The 21869-nt window shown below is 69.6% G+C and carries 22 protein-coding genes; 18 read left to right on the top strand and 4 right to left on the bottom strand.

Going from position 1 to position 21869, the window contains the following annotated elements; all coding sequences use genetic code 11:
* Positions 1-48: 48 nt before the first annotated feature.
* Entirely contained in the window at positions 49-852 is an 804-nt protein-coding gene (locus MKK58_RS14445) for an undecaprenyl-diphosphate phosphatase (protein ID WP_238279900.1), read from the bottom strand.
* A 259-nt stretch (positions 853-1111) separates the two neighbouring features.
* On the opposite strand from MKK58_RS14445, the gene MKK58_RS14450 reads away from it, so the two are divergent.
* The 3 genes from MKK58_RS14450 (at position 1112) to MKK58_RS14460 (ending at position 3875) form a co-directional block, all read left to right on the top strand.
* Positions 1112-1804, top strand: coding sequence for a glutathione S-transferase family protein (locus MKK58_RS14450; RefSeq protein WP_238279890.1), 693 nt, complete (start codon positions 1112-1114; stop codon positions 1802-1804).
* A gap of 68 nt (positions 1805-1872) precedes the next feature.
* A complete protein-coding gene (queG, locus tag MKK58_RS14455; RefSeq protein WP_279578383.1) occupies positions 1873-3018 on the top strand; it encodes a tRNA epoxyqueuosine(34) reductase QueG in 1146 nt (381 codons plus the stop codon).
* Complete coding sequence (locus tag MKK58_RS14460) at positions 3015-3875, top strand: SDR family oxidoreductase (protein WP_243912704.1); 861 nt, start codon at positions 3015-3017, stop codon at positions 3873-3875. The genes queG and MKK58_RS14460 overlap by 4 nt, the downstream gene beginning before the upstream one ends.
* 6 nt (positions 3876-3881) lie before the next feature.
* On the opposite strand, the gene MKK58_RS14465 is transcribed toward MKK58_RS14460, so the two are convergent.
* Both MKK58_RS14465 and MKK58_RS14470 read right to left on the bottom strand, forming a co-directional pair.
* Entirely contained in the window at positions 3882-4919 is a 1038-nt protein-coding gene (locus MKK58_RS14465) for a GNAT family N-acetyltransferase (RefSeq protein ID WP_243912705.1), read from the bottom strand.
* A gap of 200 nt (positions 4920-5119) precedes the next feature.
* A complete protein-coding gene (locus MKK58_RS14470) occupies positions 5120-5509 on the bottom strand; it encodes a DUF2267 domain-containing protein (RefSeq protein ID WP_238279887.1) in 390 nt (129 codons plus the stop codon).
* A 156-nt stretch (positions 5510-5665) separates the two neighbouring features.
* Here MKK58_RS14470 and MKK58_RS14475 point away from each other — a divergent pair, with 156 nt between their 5' ends.
* The 15 genes from MKK58_RS14475 to MKK58_RS14545 all read left to right on the top strand — a co-directional run bounded on the left by MKK58_RS14475 (position 5666) and on the right by MKK58_RS14545 (position 20690).
* Complete coding sequence (locus tag MKK58_RS14475; protein ID WP_243912706.1) at positions 5666-7198, top strand: helicase HerA-like domain-containing protein; 1533 nt, start codon at positions 5666-5668, stop codon at positions 7196-7198.
* A 191-nt stretch (positions 7199-7389) separates the two neighbouring features.
* Complete coding sequence (locus tag MKK58_RS14480; RefSeq protein WP_243912707.1) at positions 7390-9075, top strand: methyl-accepting chemotaxis protein; 1686 nt, start codon at positions 7390-7392, stop codon at positions 9073-9075.
* Positions 9076-9315: 240 nt separating this feature from the next.
* Positions 9316-9630: a 50S ribosomal protein L21 gene (gene rplU / locus MKK58_RS14485; RefSeq protein WP_056215136.1), complete on the top strand. Its 315-nt coding sequence runs from the start codon at positions 9316-9318 to the stop codon at positions 9628-9630.
* A gap of 39 nt (positions 9631-9669) precedes the next feature.
* Complete coding sequence (gene rpmA / locus MKK58_RS14490; protein WP_238279885.1) at positions 9670-9936, top strand: 50S ribosomal protein L27; 267 nt, start codon at positions 9670-9672, stop codon at positions 9934-9936.
* A gap of 134 nt (positions 9937-10070) precedes the next feature.
* The gene (gene obgE, locus MKK58_RS14495) at positions 10071-11105 is read left to right on the top strand and encodes a GTPase ObgE (protein WP_243912708.1); all 1035 of its coding nucleotides are present in this window, start codon (positions 10071-10073) and stop codon (positions 11103-11105) included.
* 76 nt (positions 11106-11181) lie between these two features.
* Complete coding sequence (gene proB / locus MKK58_RS14500; RefSeq protein ID WP_243912709.1) at positions 11182-12318, top strand: glutamate 5-kinase; 1137 nt, start codon at positions 11182-11184, stop codon at positions 12316-12318.
* Between the two features lie 108 nt (positions 12319-12426).
* Complete coding sequence (locus tag MKK58_RS14505) at positions 12427-13725, top strand: glutamate-5-semialdehyde dehydrogenase (protein WP_243912710.1); 1299 nt, start codon at positions 12427-12429, stop codon at positions 13723-13725.
* A gap of 27 nt (positions 13726-13752) precedes the next feature.
* On the top strand, positions 13753-14376 hold the full coding sequence (locus MKK58_RS14510) for a nicotinate-nucleotide adenylyltransferase (RefSeq protein WP_243912711.1): 624 nt from the start codon (positions 13753-13755) through the stop codon (positions 14374-14376).
* Positions 14377-14439: 63 nt separating this feature from the next.
* Complete coding sequence (gene rsfS, locus MKK58_RS14515) at positions 14440-14883, top strand: ribosome silencing factor (protein ID WP_243912712.1); 444 nt, start codon at positions 14440-14442, stop codon at positions 14881-14883.
* A gap of 16 nt (positions 14884-14899) precedes the next feature.
* Entirely contained in the window at positions 14900-15400 is a 501-nt protein-coding gene (gene rlmH, locus MKK58_RS14520) for a 23S rRNA (pseudouridine(1915)-N(3))-methyltransferase RlmH (protein ID WP_243912713.1), read from the top strand.
* Positions 15397-16737: a murein hydrolase activator EnvC family protein gene (locus MKK58_RS14525; RefSeq protein ID WP_243912714.1), complete on the top strand. Its 1341-nt coding sequence runs from the start codon at positions 15397-15399 to the stop codon at positions 16735-16737. The genes rlmH and MKK58_RS14525 overlap by 4 nt, the downstream gene beginning before the upstream one ends.
* Positions 16737-18059 carry a S41 family peptidase gene (locus tag MKK58_RS14530; protein ID WP_243912715.1) on the top strand — a complete coding sequence of 441 codons (1323 nt, stop codon included), beginning with the start codon at positions 16737-16739 and terminating at the stop codon, positions 18057-18059. Before MKK58_RS14525 ends, MKK58_RS14530 begins: the two co-directional genes overlap by 1 nt.
* Positions 18060-18206: 147 nt before the next feature.
* Positions 18207-19412, top strand: a complete 1206-nt coding sequence (locus MKK58_RS14535; RefSeq protein ID WP_243912716.1) for a divergent polysaccharide deacetylase family protein — start codon at positions 18207-18209, stop codon at positions 19410-19412.
* An 88-nt stretch (positions 19413-19500) separates the two neighbouring features.
* Complete coding sequence (locus MKK58_RS14540; protein WP_243912761.1) at positions 19501-20058, top strand: RNA pyrophosphohydrolase; 558 nt, start codon at positions 19501-19503, stop codon at positions 20056-20058.
* Between the two features lie 20 nt (positions 20059-20078).
* Complete coding sequence (locus MKK58_RS14545) at positions 20079-20690, top strand: DUF2939 domain-containing protein (protein ID WP_243912717.1); 612 nt, start codon at positions 20079-20081, stop codon at positions 20688-20690.
* Positions 20691-20720: 30 nt separating this feature from the next.
* Here the strand turns inward: MKK58_RS14545 and MKK58_RS14550 are convergent, their stop codons facing one another.
* Positions 20721-21815, bottom strand: coding sequence for an ROK family protein (locus MKK58_RS14550; protein WP_243912718.1), 1095 nt, complete (start codon positions 21813-21815; stop codon positions 20721-20723).
* Positions 21816-21869: the final 54 nt, after the last annotated feature.

A 21869-nucleotide genomic window follows, 5' to 3' on the forward strand; every position in this document is an offset into this window, starting at 1 on the left:
TTTAAATCCCAATCCGCCCGGGCGCCGCCCCCGGTCGTGGAGGTCCGATCAGCCGAAGATGATCAGGCCCGCGAAGCCGAGCGAGCCGACGATGATGCGCCACCAGGCGAACAGGCGAAATCCGTGCGAGGCGACGTAGTCGAGCACCGTCCGCACCACGATGAAGGCCGAAATGAAGGCCACGATGAAGCCGATCACGATCAGGCCGGTGTCGTCGCGCGAGAGGTTCTTGTAGTTGTCGAGCAGGTCCTTGGCGAAGGCGCCTGCCATGGTGGGGATCGCGAGGTAGAACGAGAATTCGGTGGCCGAGCGCTTGTCTGCGCCCATCAGCATCGCGCCCACGATGGTGGCGCCCGAGCGCGACACGCCGGGGATCATGGCGAGACACTGGAACAGGCCGATCTTCAGGTCCATCGGCAGGGTGAAGTCGAAGACGTCGCGCTTCTTCACCTCGAGGTCGGTGTCGTCGAGGACGAGCAGCACCAGACCGCCGGCCACCAGGGTCGCGCAGACGATCCAGGGGTTGAACAGGTAGAACTTGATGTATTTCGAGAAGAGGCCGCCGATGATGGCCGCCGGCAGGAACGCCAGCAGGATGCCGGCCACGAAGCGGCGCGCCCTGGGGTCGTTGGGCAGCGCCAGGGTGATGCCGAGCAGCCGCCGGAAGTAGACCGCCAGGATCGCCAGGATGGCGCCGAGCTGGATCAGCACCTCGAAGGTGTTGTTGGGGGACTGGAAGCCGATGAAGTGCCCCACCAGGAGCTGGTGCCCCGTCGACGAGACGGGGATGAACTCGGTCGCCCCCTCCACCACGGCGAGCACGACCGCCTTCGCGATGCCCATCGCATCCATCATCTCATCGCCTCGACGGTTTGGGTGTCTGGGAAGGCCCGGCCGGTGACACGCTCTAAGCCCGGTGGTTCATCCGGCGGCGCTTCCATCGCGGATCGAACGTGATCCATCAAGGTTGACGGATGGTTATCGCGTTCGCGACGGGCGTGTTAATGAGGCGGCAATGATCGGGCAATAAGTCTTACCCGGCCGACCATCCCCGCCGGGCACCGACGCGGTTCGTTCCCCCGGCAAACCTTCCCCGTGCGAAACGGCCTCGATGGCGACGCTTTACCACTCTCCCTTCTGCCCGCATTCCCGGTTCATCCGCCTCGTTCTCTCCGAGATGGGGATGGAGCCGACGCTGATGGAGGAGCGTGCCTGGGACCGGCGCGAGGCCTTCCTGCTGATCAACCCGGCCGGGACCACCCCGGTGCTGGTGGAGCAGACCGGTCTGGCCGTGCCCGGCGCCGGCATCATCGCCGAGTATCTCGACGAGACCCGGGGCCTCGGCCTCAGCGGTCGGCGCCTCCTGCCCGAGACGACGGCGGCGCGGGTCGAGGTGCGCCGCCTGCTCGACTGGTTCCTGGTGAAGTTCAACGCCGAGGTCACCGAGTACCTCGTCACGGAAAAGATCTCGAAGCGCTTCATGAACAGCGCCAACGGCGGCGGCCCGCCGGACATGCATGCCATTCGGGCGGCGCGCACGAATGTGCGCTACCACATGAAATACATCGGCTACCTGATGTCCCGCCGGAAGTGGATCGCGGGCGACCATCTGACCTATGCGGATCTCGCGGCGGCGGCCCACCTCTCCTGCGTGGATTATCTCGGCGACGTGCCATGGGACGAGGACGAGACGGCGAGGGACTGGTACGCGCGTGTGAAGTCGCGTCCGTCCTTCCGCACGCTCCTGGCGGACCGGGTGCCCGGCATGGCGCCGGCCGACCACTACGCGAACCTGGATTTTTGAACGCATCACCACCGGCGCAGGCAGCGCGGTCGACGAAGGCACCGCGCAAGGTCCTGGCGGGCGCCGACCTGCGCCGGGCGGTCGAGGCACGGGCGCGCCTCCTCGGCTTCGAGGCTGTCCGCATCACGCGGCCCGACGCCGTCCCCGAACTCCGGGACAGGTTGGTCGCCTGGCTCGCGGACGGCCACCACGGCGAGATGGACTGGATGGCGGAGCGCGCCGACCAGCGCGCCGATCCCGCCACCCTGTGGCCCGGCGTCCGCAGCGTCGTCGTGCTGGGGATGAATTACGGGCCCGAGGGCGACCCCCTCGCGCTCCTGGCGCAACGTAAGCGGGGCGCCATCGCGGCCTATGCCCAGCGGCGCGACTACCACGAGGTGGTCAAGGGCAAGCTCAAGGAACTCGGCGGCTATCTCTCCGCCAAGGGCGACGTCCGCGTGAAGGTCTTCGTCGACACGGCGCCCGTGATGGAGAAGCCGCTGGCGGCTGCCGCCGGGCTCGGCTGGCAGGGCAAGCACACGGTGCTGGTCTCGCGCGACCTCGGTAACTGGCTGCTGCTCGGCGCGATCTACACCTCCGCCGAGCTGGAGCCGGACGCGCCGGAGGGCGACCATTGCGGCTCGTGCCGCCGCTGCCTCGACATCTGCCCGACGAACGCCTTCCCGGCTCCCTACCAACTCGATGCGCGCCGCTGCATCAGCTACCTCACCATCGAGCACGTGGGACCGATCCCGACCGAGTTCCGCGCCGCCATCGGCAACCGGATCTTCGGCTGCGACGACTGCCTGGCGGTCTGTCCCTGGAACAAGTTCGCGGCCGTGGCGGCGGAGGGGCGCATGGCCGCCCGCGCGGACCTCGCCGCGCCGCCGCTCGCCGACCTCGCCCGCCTCGACGACGCGGCCTTCCGCGCGCGCTTTGCCGGCACGCCGGTCAAGCGCACGGGGCGCGACCGCTTCCTGCGCAACGTCCTCGTCGCGATCGGAAATTCCGGCGCGCCCAGCCTCGCGGACGCGGCGGAGGCGAACCTGTCCGATTCCTCGCCCCTCGTGCGCGGCATGGCGGTGTGGGCCCTCGGCCGCCTCGTCGCCCCGGCGCGGCTGCGGGACCTTTTCAACGCCCGGGGTTTGGGCGAAACCGACGACGCCGTCCGGGACGAGTGGCGCATCGCCCTCGATTCCGATGGCTCCGGGATACCAGGACACGCCGCCTCATGAACCTTTTCGTCTTCGGTCTCGGCTTCACCGCCCGCCGCTTCGTCGAGCGTGCCCGTAGCCGCTTCGACACGGTGCGCGCCACGGTCACCGATCCGGCGCGGACCGGACCGGGCGCTATCGCCGAGATGCGGGCCTTCGGACCGGATTCCGACGATCCCCGCATCGCGGCCGATCTCGCCGACACGGACGTGCTCCTCGTCTCGGCGCCGCCGGGGCGCGACGGCGACACGGTGCTGGAGCGCTACCGCGCGTCCATCGCCGACAGCCGTATCGGCTGGATCGGCTACCTCTCGACCATTGGGGTCTACGGCGACCACCAGGGCGCCTGGATCGACGAGGAGACGGCCCCGAGCCCGGTGAGCGGACGCTCGCGCGGGCGTCTCTCCGTCGAGAACGACTGGCTGGCGCTGGGCGCCGAGACGGGCAAGGCCGTGCAGGTGTTCCGCCTGTCGGGCATCTACGGACCGGGGCGCAATCCGATCGTGAAGCTGCGCGAGGGCAAGTCGCAGCGTATCATCAAGCCGGGGCAGGTCTTCAACCGCATCCACGTGGACGATATCGCCACGACGCTGCTGGCCTCGATCGACCGGCCGCGCAACGGCGCGGTCTATAACGTCACCGACGACGAACCGACGCCACCGCAGGTGGTCACCGAATACGCCGCCAAGCTCGCCGGGCTCCCGCTGCCCCCGGAGGTCGATTTCGAGACCGCCGACCTCAGCCCGATGGCGCGCAGCTTCTACGGCGAGAACAAGCGGGTGCGGAACCTCCGTATCCGGGAGGAACTCGGCGTCGACCTCGCCTATCCGACCTATCGCGAGGGACTTGCCACCCTCGTGGCGGATGCCCGGGCCTGACGTCGATCAGGCCGCCTGCCGGTTCGCCGCCGGCCCGAAATGGTCGCGATAGCGCGCCGCGATCGCCGAGACCGGCAGCACGACGAAGACGTCGGTGGTGCCGAACTGGTGATCGATGACGGCGCCGTCGCCGAAGGTGGCGCCGACGCGCAGGTAGCCCTTGATCAGCGGGGGCAGGGCCTGCAGCGCCGCCTTCGGGTCCACGGCCTCGCGGGCGAGGCGGTTCATGGGCACGTAGCGCTCGGGCAGGGCGCGGGCGCACCAGCCCTCGGCGGCCCGGGCGTGGTGATGGAGGAAGCTCAACGGCAGGGCGAGCCGCTCCGGGTCCGTCCCCTCCAGGCTGGCGCAGCCCAGCATGGCGTCGATGCGATGGTGCTGAACATAGGCCCAGATGCCGGCCCAGAGCAGTTCCACCGTCCGCTTCGTCCGGTAGGGCTTCAGCACGCAGGAGCGGCCGAGTTCGAGGAAGCGGGCACCCGGATTAGCCGCCATCACCGGAGCGATGTCGTATTCCCCCGCCGTGTAGAAACCGAAATGGCGGTCCGCCGCCTCCTGGCGCAGGAGCCGGTAGGTGCCGACCACCTTCGGCCGGGGCCGGCGGAACGGCTTGGCGGCGAAGGGCGTGGCGTCCACCGCCGCGTGGTCGATGACGAGGAGATGGTCGCAGACCGCATCGTAATCGTCGATGTCCCGGCGCGACAGCATCGCGAGGCCGCTCGGGACCGCCGACATCTCCTCGTAGAACACCCGGTAGCGCAGGCGCTGCGCCCGCCGGATCTCCGAGACGGTGGTGGCGAGCCGCACCTCCAGGCTGCCGATGCGCCCCAGGGTCGGCGCGAGGCCGGGCGCGGCCAGGGGCTTCTTCAGGCGCGGCTTGAATCGGATCGGAGTGGCCCCCGGCGGGAGCAGCAGGCCGCGGGGATGGAAGCCCGGCAGGCCGGCTTCCGCATTGCGCTGCTTGAGCCGGGCGAAGGGGGCGTGCACGTGCGCCTCCCAGCCATTGAGCCACGCCGTGGAGGCATCGCGCGCGAAGTTCGGGACCATCGTCCAATCCGCCCTGTCGGGACACCGAGGCGGCTCCGCGGGAGCCCCTGGCCTCGTGCCTTCGGAGGGCCACAACATCACGAAGCGCACACGCTTTTATGACACGGATTACCGTTTTGCCAGAGGGGTTTGCAAAGTGAGGAGCCCGGTCCTCCGTGGACGCCGCGATGGGTAGTCGCCGAAGGACCGGACTCGGGATCTCAGACGAACTGGTTCAGGCCCGGGATCGAGCCGACGATCGGCCCCATGACGTCCTCGCCGGCCTTTTCGCGGCCATAGGCGAACAGCTCCTGGCCGAGGGGCTGCATCTGGCCCATCGGCACGCCGGCCGACATCAGCTTCTGGCCCAGAGCCATCACGCCGCCCCCGCCCATCATGCCGCCGAGCATGCCCATCAGGCCGCCACCGCCCTCGCCGGCATTGGAATCGGCGATCGCGGTCTCGGATCCCGGCAGAGCGCCGAGCAGCTGGCTGACCTCGGTGGCGGGCCCCTCCTTCTGGAGGAAGGCCAGGATATGGCCGATGGCGGTCTGGGCCGTCGCGGCATCGAGGCCGGTCCGGTTCGTGACGCGGGCGATCAACTCTTCCATCTTCAAACAGCTCCAGCACGGTCGGGACCTAGTCCTTCCGGCCTCACCGCCGCGAAATCAAGGGCGGTCCGCGAAGCGCTGGAAAATGACGCGGGCGCGGCCCATAACCGTCACGGTCGATGCCGCGCCCCGGCCGGCGATGAGGAGCGGACGGTCATGCAGGACGACGGCACGATCCTGGTCGGCAAGGCGCCGCTCAGGGATGGCACCCTGAAGGCTGAGGGTCTGACCCTCTGGCTCGCGAACCGCCACGGCCTGGTGGCGGGCGCCACCGGCACCGGCAAGACGGTGACCCTGCAGGTGATGGCGGAGGGCTTCTCCAACGCCGGCGTCCCGGTCTTCGCCGCCGACATCAAGGGCGACCTCTCGGGCTTGGCGGCGGCGGGCGAATCGAAGCCGGTCTTCGTCAAGCGGGCCGAGGAACTCGGAATCCCCTACGAGCCCGACCGCTTTCCGACGGTATTCTGGGACCTGTTCGGCGACCAGGGCCACCCGATCCGCTGCACCGTGATCGAGATGGGGCCGCTGCTGCTGGCGCGCCTCCTGGAACTCAACGACACCCAGGAGGGCGTGCTCAACATCGCCTTTCGGGTTGCCGACGACAACAAGTGGCCGGTCCTCGACCTCAAGGATCTGCGCGCGCTCCTCCTTCACCTCACCGAGAACCTGAAGGCGATCTCGGGCCAGTACGGTAACGTCTCGGCGGCCTCTGTCGGCGCCATCCAGCGCCAGCTCCTGATGCTGGAGAACCAGGGCGCCGACCGGTTCTTCGGCGAGCCGGCCCTCGACCTAAACGACTTCATGCGGGTGGACCGCGAGGGACGGGGCATCGTCAACATCCTGGCCGCCGACAAGCTGATGCAGCGGCCCCGGCTCTACGCCTCGTTCCTGCTCTGGATGCTCTCCGAACTCTTCGAGCAGCTTCCGGAAGTCGGCGACCTCGACAAGCCCAAGTTGGTATTCTTCTTCGACGAGGCGCACCTCCTATTCGACGACGCCCCGAAGGCGCTCCTCGACGCAGTGGAGCAGGTGGTCCGCCTGATCCGCTCGAAGGGCGTCGGCGTCTATTTCGTGACGCAGAACCCCCTCGACGTGCCGGAATCGGTGCTGGGCCAGCTCGGCAACCGGGTGCAGCATGCCCTGCGCGCCTTCACGCCCCGCGACCAGCGCGCCGTGAAGGCCGCCGCCGAGACGTTCCGGCAGAATCCCGGCTTCGACGTCGCCAAGGCGATCACCGAACTCGGTGTCGGCGAGGCTCTGGTGTCCTTCCTCGAGGCGAAGGGCACACCGTCGGTCGTCGAGCGCGCCCTGATCGCCCCGCCGCAGGGCCGCGTCGGCCCGATCACCCCCGCCGAGCGCGCCGAGATCATCGCGAAAAGCCCGTTGCGGGGCAAGTACGACCAGTCGGTCGACAACGAGAGCGCCTACGAGATGCTGGCCGCCCGCAAGGGCCTCGATGCAGGCGGTGGCGGCTCCGAGGGCAGCGAAGGCGGGCTCGGTGGGATGCTCGGGGGATGGCTCGAGAACCTGGTCGGCACGCAGCCGGCCGGCAAGAAGGGCCGGAAGCCGCCGCCGGGCCTCGCCGAGCAGGTCCTGGGCAATGCCGCCCGCTCGATGGCGCGCCGGGTCGGCACCGAGGTCGGGAATGTCATTCTCCGCAATGTTCTGGGTGGTTTGACGAAGCGCTAGCGCTTCGGCGCTCGCGTCCGTTGCCGCCGGTATCTCCTCGTCATCGACGTTTCGGAGATGAGCCAGTCGCGCATGAGGGTCCTCCAATGCGCGCTTGCTAAACGATCCATGTTGCGCCACGAAAATATGATCTTTAATCGGACTTTAATTATATTCGTGATCAATATCCCCTACAAGGCAAGGGGACGATCATGCTCGGACGAATGAGGGTTATTTATAAAATCGGGCTATCCATTGGAATAATTAGCACAATCCTTGGTTTGTGCGTATGGTATTCGACCGCGCGGCTGAATGAAATCAGCGGAAGTTACTCGGGGTTCATCGCGCGGGAGGCGAAGGGCGCAGCCAATGCGCGCCGTGCCAACCGGTTTGTCTTCGAGATGAACCATGCGCTGTACCGGGCGATCATGGAGCCGGACGCCGAGACCAAGGCCCTCTATCTTGCGCAGATGGACAAGGCGTATCCCCAGCTCAAGCAGCTGATGGACAGGCTGTCGGTCGAGGCTCCAACCTTCGCGTCCCGCCTGCAACCGATCGCCGTTCGGATCGACCGCCTGATCGAGGACAGCCTGAAGGTGCGCGCGCTCCTGGAGAAGGGCCAGCCCGCGCAGGCGCTCGACCTCATGCACAATGCAGTCGATCCGAACTTCAAGGAAATCTATATGGCGTGCGGCACGCTGTCTTCGGACATCGCCGCGTACATGGATACCGAAGCCGCCGCCCTGAGGGCCCAGGCCGAGACGACCCGGACGACCGTCCTCGCCTTCAGCGGGATCGGCGTGGTCCTCAGCTTGATCTGTGCGGCTCTCATCGCGATGTTCGGCATCTCACGGCCGTTGGGCAGCCTCGTCACCGTGCTCCAGCGCATGGCCGCAGGCGAGACGGATATCAGCATCCCGGAGGGCAAGCGCGGCGACGAGATCGGCGCGGTCGGGCGCGCCGTCGAGAACATCCGCTCCATGGTCGCGAAGAAGGCTGCGGAACAGGCCGAACTCGCCCGGATCACCGATGCCGCCGCCGCCTCCGAACGCCGCCGCGCCATGATCGAACTCGCCGATGGTTTCCAGGAGGCCGTGGGTGGCATCGTGGGCATGGTCTCCTCGTCGGCGACCGAGTTGCAGGCCACGGCCTCGACCATGACGGCGACCGCCCGCGAAACCGCCAGCCAATCGATCGCTGTCGCCGCCGCCGCCGAGGAGGCTGCCACCAATGTCGGCACGGTGGCGGCGGCGGCCGAGGAACTCGGCTCCTCCGTCCAGGAGATCGGCCGGCAGGTCGCGAGTTCCGCCGATCTCGCCCAGATGGCGGTCGGCGAAGCGGACCAGACCGCCCGCCTCGTGACAGAGCTGAGCCAGGCCGCGAACCGCATCGGAGACGTGGTGAGCCTGATCTCCACGATCGCCGGGCAGACCAACCTGCTCGCCCTGAATGCGACGATCGAAGCGGCGCGAGCCGGCGAGGCCGGCCGCGGCTTCGCGGTGGTGGCCACCGAGGTCAAGGAACTCGCGAGCCAGACGGCTCGGGCGACCGAGGAGATCTCCGGTCAGATCGCACGGATCCAGGGGGCGACGGGCGACGCCGTCCAGGCTATTTCCGGCATCTCGACCCGCATCCGCGAGATCAACACGGTGGCGGCCACGATCGCGGCGGCCGTCGAGGAGCAGGGGGCAGCCACCCAGGAGATCGTGCGCAACGTCGCGCAAGCCGCGACGGGGACCAGCGAGGTCACCGGCAACATCTCCGGCGTCGCGGGCGCGGCGGAAGAGACGGGAGCTGCCGCCACCCAGGTGCTGGCCTCCGCTTCGGAGCTGTCGCGCCAGTCCGAGCACCTCAATGCCGAAGTCGGACGCTTCCTCGCCACCGTGCGGGCGGCGTGAGCAAGGTCGGGACGGGGGCCGCCGGGCCGGGATTGGGCCCGCCGCCCCGTCCGCTTCGTTGACAGGGGCGGGAAACCTCATTAACGCAGCGACTCATACGCGCGGCTTCCTCGACGAAGTCCGCGCGTTTCGCGTTCGCCCCCGGCTCGATCCGACGGTGCGGATGACCTGAACAAGAAGACGGTCCAGGATTCGCCGCGAGGCGCGCCGGAGGCCGGCAGAGAACACGAAGAGAGAACGATGTTCGCAGTCATCAAGACGGGCGGCAAGCAGTATCGCGTTGCCGCCAACGACACCATCACGATCGCCACGCTCGCGGGCGAGGCCGGTTCGGCCGTTACCTTCGGTGACGTGCTCCTGTTCACGAATGGCGAAGGCGCCACCCAGGTCGGCGCGCCGCTGCTCTCAGGGATCAGCGTCACCGGCGAGATCGTCAGCCACGGCCGCGACGCGAAGGTCATCGCCTTCAAGAAGCGCCGCCGTCAGAACTCCCGCCGCAAGCGGGGCCACCGCCAGCACCACACGGTGGTCCGCATCACCGGCATCAGCGCCTGACGATCCGACCTGAGATTCAAGAATTCGGAGTAACTCCCCATGGCCCATAAAAAAGCAGGCGGCTCGTCCCGCAACGGCCGCGACTCGGCCGGTCAGCGCCTCGGCGTGAAGAAGTTCGGTTCCGAGGCCGTCATTCCGGGCAACATCATCGTGCGCCAGCGCGGCACCAAGTGGCACCCCGGCACCAACGTCGGCATGGGTACGGACCACACCCTGTTCGCCAAGGCCGCCGGCCGCGTGCTGTTTGAGACGAAGCGCGGCCGCGCCTTCGTCACGGTCGTGCCGGTGCAGGAAGCCGCCGAGTAAGGCGCTTGGCCTGGGCCTTCCGACAGGCGGGCCCCACCACCAGATGATCCCGGGGAAGATGGGAAACCGTCTTCCCCGTCGTCGTTTCGGCGACGCGTCGAAATCCCGATGCCTGAACGAAGCCGAGTCCGCCCGTGAAATTCCTCGACGAAGCCAAGGTCTATGTCCGCTCCGGCGACGGTGGCGCCGGCTGCGTGGCCTTCCGCCGTGAAAAGTTCATCGAGTTCGGCGGGCCGAACGGCGGCGACGGCGGGCGCGGCGGCGACGTCTGGGTCGAATGCGTCGACGGCCTCAACACCCTGATCGACTACCGCTACCAGCAGCACTTCAAGGCCCGGAAGGGCGAGCACGGCATGGGCTCGAACCGCCACGGGGCCAACGGCGCCGACGTGGTGCTGAAGGTGCCGGCCGGCACCGAGATCCTGGCGGAGGACGGCGAGACCCTGATCGCCGACATGACGCATGTCGGCCAGCGCGTGCGCCTCGCCAAGGGCGGCAACGGCGGCTTCGGCAACGCCTACTTCACCACCTCGACCAACCGCGCTCCGAAGCATGCCAATCCCGGTCTCGAAGGCCACGAGCAGTGGGTCTGGCTGCGCTTGAAGCTCATCGCGGATGCGGGCCTCGTCGGGTTGCCCAACGCCGGCAAGTCGACCTTCCTCGCCGCCGTCACGGCGGCCAAGCCGAAGATCGCCGATTACCCCTTCACGACCCTGCACCCGGGCCTCGGCGTGGTGCGCTCCGACGAGCGCGAATTCGTGCTGGCCGACATCCCGGGCCTGATCGAGGGCGCCCATGACGGCGTCGGCCTCGGCGACAAGTTCCTGGCCCACGTGGAGCGCTGCCGGGTGCTGCTGCACCTCGTGGAAGCGACCAACGAGCATGCCGGCCAGACCTATAAGCTCGTGCGCCGCGAACTCGAGGCCTACGGTCACGGCCTCGACGAGAAGCCCGAGATCGTGGCGCTGTCGAAAGCCGACGTGGTCGATCCGGACGTGCTCAAGGAGCAGGTCGCCCGCCTGAAACGCGCCTCAAAGAAGAAGCCCCTGGTCCTGTCCTCGGCCACCGGCCTCGGCGTGCAGGATGCCCTCCGGGCGCTGGCCCGCGAGATGGACGCGGCCAAGCTCGCCGAGGCCGAGGCGCAGCCCGCGCCGGCGTGGCAGCCCTGAGGAGAGGCTGCCAGCCCTTGTGTGTCGCGCTAGCGGTCGTCACAAGCGGACAATCCTCCTCCCGCCGACGCTGCCGATGACCCTCGACGTCCAGATCCCGAACCTCCAAGATTTCCGCCGCATCGTCATCAAGGTCGGCTCGGCCCTCCTCGTCGACCGGGTGCGCGGGCGCCTGCGCCATGCCTGGCTTGCCGCGCTCGCCGAGGACATCGCCGATCTGCATGCCAGCGGGGCCGACGTGCTCGTGGTCTCCTCCGGCGCGATCGCGCTGGGGCGCACGGTGCTGGGCTACCCGCCCGGCCCCTTGCGCCTCGAGGAAAGTCAGGCGGCCGCGGCCGTTGGGCAGATCGCCCTGGCGCGGCACTGGTCGGAGGCGCTGGGGCATCACGGCATCGCGGCTGGTCAGATCCTGGTGACGCCGCAGGACACCGAGGAGCGCCGGCGCTACCTCAACGCCCGCGCCACCGTGCTGAAGCTCCTCGAAGTGCGCGCTGTGCCGGTCGTCAACGAGAACGACACGGTGGCGACGTCCGAGATCCGCTACGGCGACAATGACCGCCTCGCCGCCCGCGTCGCCACCATGATCGGCGCCGACGTGCTGGTGCTGTTCTCGGACATCGACGGGCTCTACACCGCCCCGCCGCACGCCGACCCGGCGGCGCGACACCTGCCGCTGATCGAGCGGATCACGCCCGAGATCGAGGCCATGGCCGGCGGGCCGGCCTCGGAACTCTCGCGCGGGGGCATGCGCACCAAGGTCGAGGCGGCCAAGATCGCCGCCAGCGGCGGCACCCACATGATCATCGCCGACGGACGCGAGAAGAATCCGCTGCGCACCATCCTCCGGGGCGGGCGCTGCAGCTGGTTCCTGTCGGGCTCCAATCCGGTCACCGCCCGCAAGAGCTGGATCGCGGGTTCGCTCGAACCACGCGGCATCCTCACGGTGGATGCCGGCGCGGCGCGCGCCCTTCAGGGCGGCGCGAGCCTGCTGCCGGTGGGCGTCACCAAGGTGCAGGGCGGCTTCGGGCGCGGCGACGCCGTGGTGATCCGGGACGAGGCCGGCCGCATCCTCGGGCGCGGCCTCGTGGCCTACGACAGCGACCAGGCCGTGCGCATCATCGGCCGCCCGAGCCGTGAGATCGCGGATCTCCTCACCCATCCGGGCCGCGCCGAGATGGTGCATCGCGATGACCTCGCCATGGTGGGGGAATAGCAGGTCTGTCAGCGGCAATGCTTGTTCTTACCGCGCTCGACGTGGCATGACGGATACGAACACATGGCGGCCGCGCCCTTTTCCGCGACGGTCGCGAGGATGAAGGCCGTGCCCGTTCTGAACCTGCGAACCGATTTCGCGCCCCCCGGCGATCTCTCCGAGGAGATGAACGCCCTCGGCCGGCGCGCCCGCGCCGCCGCCCGCCAGATCGCCCTCGCCCCAGCTCAGACCAAGGACACGGCCCTGCGCCTGATCTCCGAGCGCTTGCGCGCCGAGCGGGACGACATCCTGGCCGAGAACGCCCGCGACGTGGAGGCGGCTCGCGCCGCCGGCCAGACCGAGGCGCTCATCGATCGGCTCACCCTGGATGCAGGCCGGCTCAACGCGATCGCGGATGCGGTCGCCAAGATCGGCGCGCTGCCCGATCCCGTCGGCCGGCAGGTGGCTGCGTTCGAGCGGCCGAACGGCCTGCTCATCGAGCGCATCGCCGTACCGCTCGGCGTGATCGGCGTGATCTTCGAGAGCCGACCCAACGTCACCGCCGATGCCGGCGCGCTCTGCCTCAAGGCCGGCAATGCCGCGATCCTGCGCGCGGGCTCCGACAGCCACCGCTCGGCCATGGCCATCGCCCGCGTCATGCGCGCCGGGCTGGAGGCCGCCGGCCTGCCCGCCGACGCCATCCAGATCGTGCCGACCCGTGATCGCGCGGCCGTCGGCGCCATGCTGTCGGGACTCGACGGCGGCATCGACGTCATCGTGCCCCGCGGCGGGCGCGGCCTCGTGGAGCGTGTGCAGGCGGAGGCCCGCGTGCCGGTCTTCGCCCATCTCGACGGCATCTGCCACGTCTACGTGGCGGCGGGCGCGGATCTCGACATGGCGCTCAAGGTCGTTCTCAACAGCAAGATGCGCCGGACCGGCATCTGCGGCGCTGCCGAGACGCTGCTCGTCGACCGGGCCTGCGTGGAGACCCACCTCGCCCCCCTGGTCAAGGCGCTGCTCGATTTCGGATGTGCCGTGCGCGGCGACGCGGCCACGCAGGCCGCCGACGACCGGGTGACGGCCGCGAGCGAGGCCGACTGGCGCACCGAGTACCTCGACGCCATCATCTCGGTGCGGGTGGTCGACGGGCTCGACGCGGCGATCGAGCACATCGAGACCAACGGCTCGCACCACACCGACGCGATCATCACGGACGACATGGCGGAGGCGACCCGCTTCCTCGCCGAGGTCGATTCGGCCATCGTGACCCACAACGCCTCGACCCAGTTCGCCGATGGCGGCGAATTCGGCTTCGGTGCGGAGATCGGCATCGCCACCGGGCGCATGCATGCGCGCGGTCCGGTGGGCGTCGAGCAACTCACCACCTTCAAGTATCGCGTCCACGGGAACGGGCAGACGCGCCCTTGACGCTCGCCCGTCCGACCCGGGACCCCGATGCGCCTTGACGCGTCGGGGCCGGCGCGCCTGCCGCCCGTCGCGCCGGGCCTGCGCATCGGTCTCTACGGCGGCTCCTTCAATCCGGCCCATCTCGGGCACCGGCATGTCAGCCTCGTCGCCCTGAAGCGGCTTCGCCTCGACCGCATCTGGTGGATGGTCACCCCCGGCAATCCGCTGAAGGACCGGGGCGAACTCGCGGCCATCGACCGGCGGGTCGAGCGAGCGGCCCAGATCGCCGATCATCCCCGCATCGCGGTCACGGATTTCGAATCACGGATCGGCGCGCGCTACACCCGCCAGACGCTCGAATTCCTCACCCGCCGCAACCCGGCGCTGCGCTTCGTCTGGATCATGGGCGCCGACAGCCTCGCGACATTTCACCGCTGGCAGGGATTTTTCGAGATCGCCGGCCTGATGCCGATGGCGATCGTCGATCGGCCGGGCTTCACCCTGACGGCACCGGCTGCCCGGGCCGCCCGGGCACTCGCGCCCTGGCGCATCCCCGAGACGGAGGCGGCGAGCCTGCCCGACCGTGCGCCCCCCGCCTGGGTTTTCCTGCACGGGCCCCGCTCGACCCTCTCGTCGACGGCGCTTCGCGCCAAGCCGGGCGGCCCTGCATAGGCCGCACGTGGAAAAGGCAAGCGCCACGTTCCACTTTATCCCTATCCGGGGTACGATGATGGGATGACGATGGCGATAGCAGGAACCCAGACGCTGAACGACGCGGCCCACACCGGAGTCCCGAGCTCCGAAGAAACCACCAACCGGAAGATCGACGATCTCCGGAGCCTCGCTCTCGAGTGCCTCGAGGACATGAAGGCCGAGGAAACGATCGAGATCGACCTGATGGGCCGAACCTCCCTGGCCGACACCATGATCATCACCTCGGGCCGCTCGCAGCGCCATGTCGGCGCGATCGCGGATCGTGTCCTGCAGGAGATGAAGACCAAGGGCCTCGGCACGGCCCGGGTCGAGGGTCTGCCGGCCTGCGACTGGGTGCTGATCGATGCCGGCGACGTCATCGTGCACATCTTCCGCCCCGAGGTGCGGGGTTTCTACAATCTCGAGAAGATGTGGGGCGCCGACCGTCCCGCCGCCGCGCTTCCCTCCGTCGCCTTGGCCGAGTGAGAACCGGCGCCGCATCGTGCGCCTGCTCGTGGCGGCGGTCGGCCGCCTGAAGCCCGGTCCCGAGCGCGATCTCGCCGCGCGCTACCGCGAGCGTGCCGCGCAGGTCGGGCGCGGGCTCGGCTTCACCGCCTGCGACATCGCCGAGATCCCTGAGAGCCGGGCCCGCCGGGCACCGGATCGGGCGTCCGAGGAGGGCGCGGCCATCCTGGCGCAGGTCGCCACCGGCGCGGTCCTCGCAGTCTACGACGAGCGCGGGCGTTCGGACCTCACCAGCGAGACCATTGCGGCGCGAATCGGCGATTGGCGCGATGCGGGCCGCGCCGCCCTCGTGCTGGCCATCGGCGGCGCCGATGGCCTCGACCCGGCGGTGCGGGCGCGGGCCGAACTCAGCCTCTCCTTCGGAGCCGCGACCTTGCCGCACGGGCTTGTGCGCGTGCTGGCGCTGGAGCAGGTGTATCGTACGCTGACGATCCTGGCCGGCCACCCGTACCACCGCGGAAACCTCGACGAGCGATGAATTCGGCGACCCGACGCAGGCGAGATGGGGTGAGGCGCGGCCTGCTGCTGGTGGCCTGCCTCTCCGTGTCCTCCGCGCCCCGCGCCGAGGAACCGTCGACGCCGGTCGCGGTCCAGAAGGCGCTCGACGAGAAGACCCGCCGGGCCGAGAACCTGAAGCGCATCGAGGAGGCCCTGGCCGCCAGCACGGGCGCGCGGGCGAAGTACGAGGCAGAGATCGCCGCGATCGGTGGCGACCGGGCGAAGCTGAATACAGCGCTCCTCGACGCCGCCCGCCAGGCTCAGGCCACCGAGGTGCGCATGAGCCGCCTTGAGGAGCGCCTGAAGACGCTCGGTGCCAGCGAGACCGCCCTGCGGCGCTCCCTCGAGTCGCGGCGCGGGGTGATCGCTGAGATTCTGGCGGCGCTCCAGCGCATGGGACGGCGGCCGCCGCCGGCCGTGCTCGTGCGGCCCGAGGACGTGCTGGCGGTGATCCGCACCTCCATGCTTCTCGGCGCTGTGGTGCCGGAATTGCGCGGCGAGGCCGAGACCCTGGCCGGGGACCTCTCCGAACTCGTGCGCCTAAGGGGCCTGATCGCGGCGGATCGCGAAGGTTTGACCAGCGATCTCGCGGGCTGGGCGCGGGAGCAACAGCGCCTGAACGCCCTCATCGCCACGCGCCGCACCCGGCAGGCCGAAGTCGAGAGCGGATTGGCCGCCGAGCGCACCCGCACCGCCGAACTCGCCGTGCAGGCCCGCAGCCTGAAGGACCTTCTCGACCGGATGGAGGGCGAGGTCGCCTCCGCGCGGCGTGCCGCCGAGGAGGCGCGGGCCGCGGAGACCCGCGAGGCCCGCGCGACGCAGGAGCGCTTCGCGGCGGCCGGCGCCCGCGACCCGGCCCGGCTGGCGCCAAAGGTGCGTTTCGTGGATACACGTGGCGACCTGCCCCGTCCGGTCAGCGGAGCCACCCTGCGCAGCTTCAACCAGCCCGACGGGAACGGCGGCACGACCCGCGGCATATCGCTCGCGACCCGGCCGAAAGCCGTGGTTTCGTCACCGGCCGATGGCTGGGTGTCCTTCGCCGGGCAGTTCCGCTCGTACGGGCGACTCTTGATCATCAACGCCGGCGATGGCTACTATCTCTTGTTGGCGGGGATGGACCAGATCAACGTCGAGGTCGGCCAGTTCGTGCTCGCGGGCGAGCCGGTGGCGGCGATGGGGGAGGGTGGCACCGGCGCCGATTCGGCAGCCGGTGATCGCGGCGATCCGGTCTTATACGTCGAGTTCAGAAAAGACGGCGGCTCCATCGACCCGGAGCCTTGGTGGGCGAAAAGCCCCAGCGAGAAGGTTCGCGGATAATGCGCAAGGTTTCCCTGGTTCTGCTCGGCGCGTTCCTCGGCGTCGGATCCTCGGTGGTGGCCACCCAGACCCACCTGCTCTCGGGGACGAGCGCCGTGGCGGCCTCCGCCGAGACCTACCGCCAGCTCAGCCTGTTCGGCGACGTGTTCGAGAAGGTCCGCACCGACTACGTCGAGAAGCCGGACGAGGCGAAGCTGATCGAGGCGGCCGTGAACGGCATGCTGACCTCCCTCGATCCGCATTCGAGCTACATGGATTCCAAGAGCTTCCGCGACATGCAGGTGCAGACCCGCGGCGAGTTCGGCGGCCTCGGCATCGAGGTCACCATGGAGGACGGCCTGATCAAGGTCGTGACCCCGATCGACGACACCCCCGCCTCGAAGGCCGGCATCCTCACCAACGACGTCATCACGCAGATCGACGAGGACCAGGTCCAGGGTCTCACCCTGAACCAGGCCGTCGACAAGATGCGCGGCCCGGTGAACTCGCCGGTGAAGCTTAAGATCAGCCGCAAGGAAGCCAAGGACCCGATCGAGGTCACGCTCAACCGCGACGTGATCAAGATCAAGCCCGTGCGCTCGCGCGCCGAGGGCGGCGACGTCGGCTACATCCGCCTGACCCAGTTCAACGAGCAGACCTTCGACGGCCTGCGCGCGGCGATCGACAAGCTGAACACCGACATCGGCGCCGACAAGCTCAAGGGCTACGTGCTGGATCTGCGCAACAACCCGGGCGGCCTCCTCGACCAGGCCGTGATGGTGTCCGACGCCTTCCTCGACCGGGGCGAGATCGTCTCCACCCGCGGCCGCAACCCCGACGAGACGCAGCGATTCTCGGCCAAATCCGGCGACCTGACCAAGGGCAAGCCCATCGTGGTGCTGGTGAACGGCGGTTCGGCGTCCGCCTCCGAGATCGTGGCCGGCGCCCTGCAGGACCACAAGCGCGCCACGGTGCTGGGCACGCGCTCCTTCGGCAAGGGCTCGGTGCAGTCGATCATCCCCCTCGGCGGCTCGGGCGCCCTGCGCCTGACCACGGCGCGCTACTACACGCCGTCGGGCCGCTCGATCCAGGCCAAGGGCATCGAGCCGGACCAGGAGGTCCTGCAGGAGGTGCCGGACGAGCTGAAGGGCAAGGACGAGACCAAGGGCGAAGCCGGCCTGAAGGGCCACCTCAAGCAGAAGGACGTCGAGGAGCGCGGCGGTTCGTCGGCCTACGTCCCGCCGGACCCGGCCAAGGACAAGCAGCTCATCGCGGCCTTCGACTTCCTGCGCGGCATCCAGAAGGGCGCGGCCAACACGCCCAAGGCTTCCGTCCCGAACTGACGCTCGTCCTCCGGCGCGACCCGGATTTAGCGAAGCGTTAACCATGGCGGCCCCCAATGTCGGTCCACGACCGATTTTGGGGGCCGTCTTCGTCTGGACGCGCGCCGCCCCGACCATCGGTCCGGGACCTTGGGGAAGCGCCAGCGCGTGGCCACCGACGACATCCTGACCCGGCCCCTCGGGGCCAAGCCGACCGCCGGTCAGCGCCTGCGGGCCCTGAAGCGGTTCCGCCCCACCGTCCCGATGGTCCTCGGCGGCGTGGTGGCGGGCCTCGCCCTCGGCCTCAGCATTCTCGTGGTGACGGGCGATCCGGAGGGCGGCGAGCCCAGCGCCGTCGCGGTCATCACCCTGCGGGAGCCCGTCGTCGCTCCCGTGGCGCAGGCCGCGCCGAAGCGCGAGGCATCCAAATCACCCTCCAGCAACGCGGACGAGGTCGAGAGCGCCTCGGGCGTCACCGTGTTCCGCCCGCCCGGGACCGCCGCCCCCGGCGATGCGGTTGTGATCCAAGTGCCGTCCGCGGCACCCGTCAAGCTCAACGCCGCCCCCGATTCGCGCCTCGTCGAGCGCGGTCGCCACGGCACCCTGCCGCGCATCGGCGAGGGCCGCCTGCGCCCCCTCGACGTCTATGCGCGGCCCGAGGGAAGCGGCTCCGGGCCGCGCGTCGCCATTCTGGTCTCGGGCCTCGGCATCGGACAGGCCGCGACGGCGAGCGCCATCACCCGTCTGCCCGCCGCGATCAGCCTCGCCTTCGCGCCCTATGCCGGCGATCTCGAACGGACCGTGGCCCGGGCCCGCGAGGCCGGTCACGAGGCGCTGCTCCAGGCACCGATGGAGCCCTTCGACTATCCAGACAGCGACCCGGGTCCCCAGACCCTGCTCACCACCGCGCGGCCGCCCGAGAATCTCGACCGGCTAAGCTGGGTCATGAGCCGCTTCCAGGGTTTCGTCGGCATCGTGAACTACATGGGTGCCAAGCTGACCGGCGATGCCGCCGCCCTGGAGCCGGTCCTGCGCGAGATCGGCGCCCGCGGCCTCGGCTTCGTGGACGACGGCACCTCGCCGCGCTCGCTGGCCACTACCCTGGCCGGCAAGGCCAAGGTGCCGGTGGCCCGCGCCGAGATCGTGCTCGACGCCCTGCCGCGCCCGGAGGCCATCGACCGGGAATTGGCACGCCTGGAGGCGCAAGCCCGCAAGAACGGCTTCGCCTTCGGTTCGGCCAGCGCCATGCCGATGAGCATCGACCGGATCGCCCGCTGGGCGGCGGAGGCGGAGGCGCGCGGCATCCGGCTGGTCCCGGTGAGTGCGGCCCTGCGCGGGCCCGTCACCACCCGGGTAACGAGCGCGAAGCCCTGACGCCGGGGGCACCACGAGGCGCGCGCTACCGGAGACGAATCCGTGCAACTCGACGTTTCGTGCGTTGCGGCACATGGCGTGCCTGCCTATGGTCGCGGCCATGACCGCATCCCCGATCGCCGACGGCGCCGACCTGTCGTATCGTCCCTGCGTCGGCATCACGCTGATCTCGCGGTCCGGTCTCGTCTTCATCGGGAGACGCCGGGCCGATGCGGGTCCCGAGCACGTGGCGGACGGGCGCGCCTGGCAGATGCCGCAGGGCGGTATCGATGCGGGCGAGGATCCGGAGGCGGCGGCCCTGCGCGAACTCTACGAGGAGACGAACGTGGCGGTGGGCTCCGTCGTGCGCCTCGGTGAGACGGAGGGCTGGCTCTCCTACGATCTGCCGCCGGACGTGCTGAAGCAGGCCTGGAAGGGGCGCTATCGCGGCCAGACCCAGAAATGGTTCGCCTTCGGTTTCGTCGGCTCCGACGACGAGATCGACGTGGCGTCACCCGGGAATGGCGCCTTCAAATCCGAGTTCGACGCCTGGCGCTGGGAGCCGATGGCGGGCTTGCCCGACCTGATCGTGCCCTTCAAGCGGCCGGTCTACGAGGGGGTGGTCGCCGCGTTCGCGGGGCTCACGTCCTGGCGGGCCCCGCAGTGACCGCCTGAGCCGGCGCCCCGATGCGGTGGTGGTCGATCCCGATCCTGTTGTTGCTCGGGTGGTTCGCGTTCACGCTGACACCCCTGTGGGCGCTCTACGACCTCGCCCGCGCGGTCCAGGCGCACGATACCGACTACATCGCGCGGCACGTCAACTTCCGCACCCTGCGCCTTTCGGTGATCCGGCAGGCCGCCGCCGCCGCGCAGGCGCGTGATCCCGCCGCGCCCGATGTCGAGCCGCGTGAGCGCCAGCGTCTCTCCGAGGCTGCCGCCGCCCTGGCGGTCCCGATCGCCGAGGCGCTGGTGACGCCCGCCACCGTGGTCGATCTCCTCGACGACGGCTGGCCGCAATCCGTCGAACTGGGCCAGGAGGCGCCCGCCCCGCGCTCCGGGGGCGGGGGCCTGCGCATCGACAACCTGCGCCGACTGATCCCGTTCTACCTCGCTTCGGAGATGCGGGGCTTTCGGACGGTCGTGGTGGGTGTGCCGCCCGAAGCGTCCCGCGAGCGTCGGCTGCGCATCCGCCTTCGCCTGCGCAACTGGACCTGGCGCGTGGTCGACATCGAGTTGAACGACGATCTGCGGGCGCGCATCGCCCAGACGTTCGCGCGGGCCGACGCGAAGACGCGCTGAGCGGGGAGGGGCCTCCAAGAGCCCCCGCGCTCAGCCCTCGGCCTGTTCGGTCTCGCGGTTGGTGAAGCGCGCATTGCCGAGGCCGGTGCCGATGGTGAGGATGCCCCAGCGGGTCACGTCCTTGCGGTCCGGCACTTCGCTCAGGCCCTGCACCACGGCGTCGTTGTGCATCACCACCATGGTGGCGTGTCCGCCGATGCGCGGGATGGACGCCGCCACTCGTTCGGCGAGGTTGAAGCCGTCGCTCTCCCAGTTGCCGGGCAGGTTCTGGCCGCCACGGGTGATGGTGCCGTCGGCTTCGATGAGGCCCGGGCAACCGATTCCGATGAACGGCGCCAGGCTCAGATTGGCGCGGTCGGCCCGTCGGATCAGGTCGGTCAGCATGTCGATCAGGCGCTCCACCGCCTCGTCGCGGGTCGGCGTCGGCTCGTCGTCGCGGTGGCGCCAGATCTCCGAGCGCCAGACCTCGCTGCGCGACAGGTCGGGGGCCTTGCGCAGATTCGTCGTGACCACACCCGTGCGGATGTTGCTGCCGCCGATATCGACCGCCAGCAGGCTGTCGTAGCCGGAGAAGATCCAGGCCGGCGCGAGGTGGACGGCGCCGATCAGACCGCCCTCGTCCGGATGATGCCGGATCGGCTCCAGGGTGATGTCAATGCCTTCCGCGCGCAGGAGGTAGCCCGCGCGCCCGATGGCGAGGCAGCCGGCGCGGCTGTCGCGGAACCCCCCGCCTACCGCGATCGCCTGCGTGCCCTGCCAGCCTTCCTGGGCCAGGAAGAGACGGACCACGCGGGCGAGCTCCTGCGCGAAGGCCTCGATGGCGCTGAACACCGTGCCCGAGGCGAGGGTGTCCTCGGCCAGGAGGATGTGATCGAGGCGCCGCTTGGAGAAATCGCAGCTGTCCCTGTCGCCGAGAGGATCGGGGCCGAGAGCCCGCATCCGCGCGCGGCACGTTTCCAGCATCTCGCGGAAGGCGGCCTTCGAGACCCGGTCGCCGACGAAGCCGTCGCCGTCCTTCAGCTCGATGTTGTAATCGTCGACGATGACGGACGGCAGCCGTTGTGCCGCGTGCGCGATCCCCGCCTCGCGGACCGAGGTCTCTTTCGCCGTACCGTTGCTCGTCATGTTCGTCCGCCTGACCTTCGCCGCATCATCACGCGCGTCTCAACGCGCAAGCAC

The sequence above is a fragment of the Methylobacterium sp. J-078 genome (assembly GCF_022829285.1).
Lineage (GTDB): Bacteria > Pseudomonadota > Alphaproteobacteria > Rhizobiales > Beijerinckiaceae > Methylobacterium.